This window comes from Albidovulum sp. (assembly GCF_049646345.1).
In the GTDB taxonomy this organism is placed as follows: domain Bacteria; phylum Pseudomonadota; class Alphaproteobacteria; order Rhodobacterales; family Rhodobacteraceae; genus Albidovulum.
The window spans coordinates 1-5,668 of the sequence record NZ_JBARVQ010000728.1 but is presented as its reverse complement, the minus strand read 5'-3'; the positions used below and the strand labels follow the sequence as shown (position 1 = coordinate 5,668).

Annotated in this window: 8 protein-coding genes; 4 read left to right on the top strand and 4 right to left on the bottom strand. The window is 62.0% G+C overall.

Translation table 11 applies throughout. The features are described from left to right. The 3 genes from WBB85_RS19045 to WBB85_RS19035 form a co-directional block, all read left to right on the top strand. A partial coding sequence (locus WBB85_RS19045) for a type I glyceraldehyde-3-phosphate dehydrogenase (RefSeq protein WP_432640166.1) occupies positions 1-525 on the top strand: 525 nt, incomplete at its 5' end. Positions 526-670: 145 nt separating this feature from the next. Beyond that, the gene (gene fabB, locus WBB85_RS19040; RefSeq protein ID WP_432640165.1) at positions 671-1,900 is read left to right on the top strand and encodes a beta-ketoacyl-ACP synthase I; all 1,230 of its coding nucleotides are present in this window, start codon (positions 671-673) and stop codon (positions 1,898-1,900) included. A gap of 6 nt (positions 1,901-1,906) precedes the next feature. Next, positions 1,907-2,695 (top strand): enoyl-ACP reductase FabI, encoded by a 789-nt coding sequence (locus WBB85_RS19035; RefSeq protein ID WP_432640164.1) that lies wholly within the window; start codon positions 1,907-1,909, stop codon positions 2,693-2,695. 200 nt (positions 2,696-2,895) lie between these two features. Here the strand turns inward: WBB85_RS19035 and coaD are convergent, their stop codons facing one another. Both coaD and WBB85_RS19025 read right to left on the bottom strand, forming a co-directional pair. Then, the gene (coaD, locus tag WBB85_RS19030; protein WP_432640163.1) at positions 2,896-3,387 is read right to left on the bottom strand and encodes a pantetheine-phosphate adenylyltransferase; all 492 of its coding nucleotides are present in this window, start codon (positions 3,385-3,387) and stop codon (positions 2,896-2,898) included. 126 nt (positions 3,388-3,513) lie between these two features. Next, positions 3,514-3,885 carry a hypothetical protein gene (locus WBB85_RS19025; RefSeq protein WP_432640162.1) on the bottom strand — a complete coding sequence of 124 codons (372 nt, stop codon included), beginning with the start codon at positions 3,883-3,885 and terminating at the stop codon, positions 3,514-3,516. 134 nt (positions 3,886-4,019) lie between these two features. On the opposite strand from WBB85_RS19025, the gene WBB85_RS19020 reads away from it, so the two are divergent. After that, positions 4,020-4,877 (top strand): LysR family transcriptional regulator, encoded by an 858-nt coding sequence (locus WBB85_RS19020; protein ID WP_432640161.1) that lies wholly within the window; start codon positions 4,020-4,022, stop codon positions 4,875-4,877. A gap of 9 nt (positions 4,878-4,886) precedes the next feature. Here WBB85_RS19020 and WBB85_RS19015 read toward each other — a convergent pair whose 3' ends face one another. Both WBB85_RS19015 and WBB85_RS19010 read right to left on the bottom strand, forming a co-directional pair. Next, a complete protein-coding gene (locus WBB85_RS19015) occupies positions 4,887-5,321 on the bottom strand; it encodes a CBS domain-containing protein (RefSeq protein ID WP_432640160.1) in 435 nt (144 codons plus the stop codon). A gap of 58 nt (positions 5,322-5,379) precedes the next feature. Continuing rightward, on the bottom strand, positions 5,380-5,668 hold a 289-nt coding region (locus tag WBB85_RS19010), incomplete at its 5' end, for a LysR substrate-binding domain-containing protein (RefSeq protein WP_432640159.1).

Sequence of the window (5,668 nt, the reverse complement as noted above, 5' to 3'; positions counted from 1 at the left end):
GCCAAGGTGCTGAACGACGCCATCGGCATTTCCAAAGGCTTCATGACCACGATCCACTCCTATACCGGGGATCAGCCGACCCTGGATACGATGCACAAGGACCTCTACCGCGCGCGGGCGGCGGCCCTTAGCATGATCCCGACCTCGACCGGGGCAGCCAAGGCGGTGGGGCTGGTGCTGCCAGAACTCAACGGCAAGCTTGACGGCGTGGCGATCCGGGTGCCGACGCCCAATGTCTCGGTTGTGGACCTCGTATTCGAAGCCGCCCGCGATACGTCGGTGGAAGAGATCAACGCAGCGATCAAGGCAGCGGCCGATGGCAGGCTGAAGGGCATCCTCGGCTATACCGAACACCCCAATGTCTCATCCGATTTCAACCACGACCCGCATTCGTCGATCTTCCACATGGATCAGACCAAGGTGATGGAGGGCCGGATGTGCCGCATCCTCAGCTGGTATGACAACGAATGGGGCTTTTCCAACCGGATGTCGGACACCGCCGTGGCGATGGGCAAGCTGATCTGAGCCGTCAAACCGGACGAACCGATGGCGCGACAGCGGCATTTGACCGCCCTGCCCCGCATTTTGGTCGCATCGGTCAGTATCTCTAACTGCTTGCCCCTTTTTTCCCTGTATCCTAGACAGGCAGAAACGGGATCAAGGAGGCCGCATGCGCCGCGTCGTCATAACCGGGATCGGGATCGTTTCACCCATCGGCAATAATGCGACCGAGGTCGAAGCCAGTCTGAGGGCCGGCAGGTCGGGCATTGTCTTCGCGCCGGAATATGCCGAACACGGCTTCCGCAGCCAGGTGCACGGCATGCCGCAGATCGTGCTGGAAGATCATATCGACAAGCGCAACCTGCGCTTCATGGGCGCGGGTGCTGCCTATAACTTCCTGGCCATGGAACAGGCCATCGCCGATAGCGGGCTTGAGGAAAGCGACGTATCGAACGAACGCTCGGGCCTTGTGATGGGGTCAGGCGGGCCGTCGACCTCAAACTTCTTCCTCGCCCATCAGACGGTCATCGACAAAGGCGCACCCAAGCGGATGGGCCCCTTCATGGTCACCCGCTGCATGTCCTCGACGAACTCGGCCTGCCTTGCGACGCCGTTCAAGATCAAGGGCGTGAACTATTCGATCACCTCGGCCTGCTCGACCAGCGCCCATTGCATCGGCAACGGCACCGAACTGATCCAGATGGGCAAGCAGGACATCGTCTTTGCCGGCGGCGGCGAGGAACTGGACTGGACGCTTTCGTGCCTCTTTGACGCGATGGGGGCGATGTCGTCCAAATACAACGATACGCCCGAAACCGCCTCGCGCGCTTTCGATGCGACCCGCGACGGGTTCGTCATCGGTGGCGGCGGCGGAGTCGTGGTGCTTGAGGAACTGGAGCACGCCAAGGCGCGCGGGGCCAAGATCTATGCCGAGGTGACGGGCTATGGCGCGACATCTGACGGCTATGACATGGTGGCGCCCTCCGGCGAAGGTGGCGAACGCTCGATGCGTCTGGCGGTTTCGACCCTGCCCGAGGGTCGCAAGGTCGGCTATATCAACGCCCACGGCACCTCGACACCCGCAGGCGACGTGACCGAGGTGAAGGCCGTCCGCCGGGTCTTTGGCGAGGGCAATGTGCCACCGATCTCATCCACGAAATCGCTGACCGGCCATTCGCTCGGTGCCACCGGCGTGCATGAGGCGATCTATTCGCTGCTGATGCTCAACGGCAATTTCATCACCGCCTCGGCCAATGTGACCGAGCTTGACCCCGAACTGAAGCCGGAAGAAATCGCCACCGAATACCGCGAGGGGGTGGAGCTTGACACCGTCCTGTCGAACAGCTTCGGCTTCGGCGGCACCAATGCCACGCTCGTGATGAGCAAATATCAAGGTTAAATCCCCATGGCTGATCTGATGAAGGGCAAGCGCGGCCTTGTTATGGGGGTCGCGAACGAACGCTCCCTTGCCTGGGGTATTGCCTCGGCGCTGGCGGCCGAAGGCGCGGAACTTGCCTTTTCCTATCAGGGCGAAGCCTTTGGCAAGCGGGTTGAACCGCTGGCCGCCTCGGTCGGTTCGGATTTTCTGGTCGATGTCGATGTCACCGACGACGCCAGCCTTGAGGCCTGCTTTGGCATGCTGAAGGATCGCTGGGGGACGATGGATTTCCTTGTCCATGCCATCGCCTTTTCCGACAAGAACGAACTGACCGGGCGCTTCAGCAATACCAGCCGCGCGAATTTCAAGCATTCGCTGGATATCTCGTGCTTTTCCTTCATCGAAGTCGCGCGGCGCGCGTCAGAAATGATGCCCGAGGGCGGATCGCTGATCACGCTGACCTATGGCGGTTCGAACCGGGTGACGCCGAATTACAATGTGATGGGTGTCGCCAAGGCGGCGCTGGAAAGCGCCACGCGCTATCTGGCCAACGACCTCGGGCCGCAGAAGATCCGCGTCAATGCGATCTCACCTGGCCCGATGAAGACGCTGGCCGGGGCTGCCATCGGCGGCGCGCGGGCAACCTTCCGCCATACCGAAGAAAACGCGCCGCTGCGGTCCAACGCGACGCTCGGCTCGGTCGGTGGCACGGCGGTCTATCTTTGTTCGGATTACGGCAGCTACACGACCGGCGAAATCATCCGTGTCGATGGCGGTTTCCATGTCCTCGGCATGCCGCAGCAGGAAAACCTGTAACACGGGCGCGTCATTGCCGTGTTCTCATGCGACGTGCAGCGTCCGTTGATCAGGGTTTGCCAATCCTCGCGGGCCTGAAAGGACATCGCCCGCCCCGTGCAAAGGCACAACACCTGACAGATCGCGATGGCTGGCTTCCGTCAGAACAGCGCAGCTTGCGATCTGATGCGGATGGGTTCGGACAACGGGGCCCATAGAGGTCAGGCGTAGCGTGCCAACAGCGCTTCGCGCACGGGCGGGGTCACGAATTTCGTCACGTCCCCTCCCAGCCGGGCGATTTCCTTCACCAGCTTAGAGGCAATCGCCTGCCGCCGTGCATCCGCCATGAGGAACACAGTTTCAACCGAGGCGTCCATCGCGCGGTTCATGCCAACCATCTGGAATTCATACTCAAAGTCCGCAACCGCCCGCAGGCCACGCACGATGACCGTCGCACCGACATCACGGGCGCAGTCGATCAAGAGGTTGTCAAACGGGTGAACGACAATTTCGCCGCCAGTCTTTGAGGTGATCTCGGCGCATTCCGCCTCGACCATCGCCACGCGCTCTTCCAGCGAAAAGAGGGGGCCCTTGTCGCGGTTGATCGCAACGCCGATCACCAGCCGGTCAACAAGCGCCATGGCCCGCTGAATGATATCGGTATGGCCCAGCGTTACAGGATCGAACGTGCCGGGATAAAGGCCGATGCGCATGGGCCGCCTCCGTCTTGTCTCCGGGCGGTACACGACACTACCACAGCGCGGATTGCAAGTATGAGAACGACCTGTTGCGGTACCGCACCGGCCTTTACCCGGTAACTTCAGCTTAGGAAGAGCAAATCAGAAGCCACCGGCATTGCCGGGCACCAGCATACCGTTTCCGTCGACCTTGCCGTCCTTGAGCATCACCATGGATGGCCCGTCGAGCGTCACATCCCAACAATTTTCCGGCTTGTCGCCGTATTGAAAACACATGAGGCCGTCCTCGACCCGCCATTTGCCCGAATAGCCGTCGCCCCGGATCGCCCCGTCGGGTGCGTAATATTCGGCAAAGCCCGAATCCGGTCCGGCCATGGAGCCCTGATAGGTGTGATCGCTGACAGCCGCCGTAATCTCATCGGCGCTCGGGCTGTCGGCGGCCATCGCTGCCAACGGCGCCATGAATGCAACGGCCGTGATCAGACCGGCAGACAATGCATTGTAATATTTCATGAATTCCTCCCATAAATGCCCCGCCCGGATTTGTGGCGGGGTATGGGGGCGAGTATCGAGATGCGCAGATGCATTACCAGTTGCAATATGGGCCGGATGGGCTGCATTTTTGCAGGGAAGCTCAAGGAGGTGGCATGATCGGCTGGGACCAATGGCGCTCATTGCTTGCAGTGGCGCAATATGGGTCGTTCGCGCAGGCGGCGCAGGGGCTTGGCGTCAATGCGACGACGATCGGGCGGCGCATCAAGGCGCTTGAGCAGAGCCTGGGTTATGAGCTTTTCAGCCGGGCCGACGGGCGGCTCTTTCCCACAAGGCGTTGCGAGGCGCTGCTCGACTATGTTGAAGCAGCCGATGATGCGCTGCGCGGTGCGGCGCAGCATTCGGCCCCGGCCGGGGCGGGCGATGCCTGGCGCGAAATGCGCATGACCGCGCCACCCTTTCTGATCAACAACCTCTTCGCCCCCGCCCTGCCCCGGCTGACGAAGACCCGCAATCTGAGGGTCGAACTGATTGCCACTTCCTCCAATGCCGTGCTGACACGGCGCGAGGCCGATATCGCCATCCGGATTGAGGATCGGCCACAGGATTTCCGGCTGGACTACGAACGGATCGATGCCGTGGACCTGCCGCCCCTGACCTATGCGGTTTTCGCCGCGCGGGACAGTGACCGCGCCACTTTGCCCTGGGCCGGGCTGATCGAGCGTCATCCGTCAACCACTGGCACCAAGGTGATGAACCGCCGGACCGGCGGCAAGGCTTTGCGATATCGGGCGCAGCATTTCGACGCCGTCGCCCGGATCGTGCAATCGGGCACGGCACAGGCGCTGCTGCCGCATGTCGTGGCGCGCGCCTATCCCGATCTTGTACCTGTCACCGGGGTAGAGCTGGAACAGCCGCTCTGGATGCTCTTTCTCCGGCAGGACCATGGCGTCCCGCATCTGCGCGCCAGCCGCGACTGGATCGCCTCCACCGCAGCAGAGGGGCTGGCCTGACCCGAGCTGTCAGTTGCCCATGATCATGCCTTCAAGGGCATCCTTTTCCATTGCCAGTTCCGACATGCGGGCGGCAACCACGTCGCCGATAGAGATGATGCCGGTCATCTCGGCCCCCTCCATCACCGGCATGTGGCGGAAGCGCCCGGCGGTCATCTTTTCCAGCACGCTGTCGGCGCTGTCGGTCGGTTCGCAGGAAATCAGATTGCGGGTCATCAGGGCATCGACCGTATCGACAAGGCAGCCCGAGCCGCGTCGGCCAAGATCGCGCACGATGTCCCGTTCCGAAAGGATGCCCATCGGCGTCTTGCCATCCTCGGACACCACCACCGCGCCGATCCTTCGTTCGGCCAGAAGCCGCGCCGCATCTGCGATACTTGTCCCCGGTTTCACCGTGATGATGCTCTGCTTAGGCTTGGACCGCAGAATCTGGTGAACCTGCATGGGCAACCTCCTGATCAAAAGCAACTTTCCCCCAGCGTCCCCCCGATCCGGCCTTCTGTCAAGCCAAGGCTTCAAGCCGGGCCACTTCGCGGCGCACCCCCAGCGCCAGAAGTTCCGCGAAACGGTTCAATCGTTCGACCCTGCGGTCGTCGGGATGGCGGATCAGATAGAAGCTGCGGGTCAGAGAGACCTGATCGGCCAGCACCTTCACCAGACCGGGTGCTGCTGACATCGCGAAATCATGGACTACGGCGATCCCGGCCCCGGTCCTGACCCAATTGAACTGCACCGAGACCGAGTTCGAGGCCAGCGTCACCTCCTCCATCCCCGCCTCGGATTGATAGTCC